General features: G+C 35.5%; 1 protein-coding gene. It reads left to right on the top strand.

Going from position 1 to position 521, the window contains the following annotated elements; translation table 11 throughout:
- On the top strand, positions 1-454 hold a 454-nt coding region (locus ACRCJ0_RS19215), incomplete at its 5' end, for a transposase (protein ID WP_431391819.1).
- Between the last annotated feature and the right edge of the window lie 67 nt (positions 455-521).

The following is a 521-nucleotide window of genomic DNA, read 5'->3' as shown; positions in this document are numbered from 1 at the left end:
TATTCAAGAGTCTATTGTAAGAAGATGGGTTAATAGCTATCAACAATTTGGAATCGAAGGACTGAAACGTAGTAAGAATCAGACTCATTACGCTGTTGATTTTAAGCTTAGTGCTGTAAAATTGTATGAAACAACAGAGATGAGTTATCGAGAAGTAGCCAATTCATTAGGGATGAATAACCCTAGTTTAATTTGTAATTGGCGCACTACTATCCTCAAGAAAGGCGTCGATGGCTTATCACAACAGAGAGGTAGGCCACCGAAAATGGGTAAACGGAAGAAAGCTGATAAGAAAGTATTTCAGGATCCAAAGAATATAACTAGAGAAGATGTAAACGTTGAGCGTCTGAGACAACTTGAAAACGAAAATCGTGACTTGAGAATCGAGAATGAATTTTTAAAGGAATTAGGGAGATTGCAGGAAGCAGAGAAACAGCAACAAAGAAACAAATAGTTCAAGCAATCTACAATCTCCATAATATTAATAAATTCAAATTAGTTGATATTTTGAGAGTAACTGG

This window comes from Aerococcus sp. L_32 (assembly GCF_050689315.1).
The sequence above is the reverse complement of the archived record's forward strand: the minus strand, read 5'-3'. Positions and strand labels throughout refer to the sequence as shown.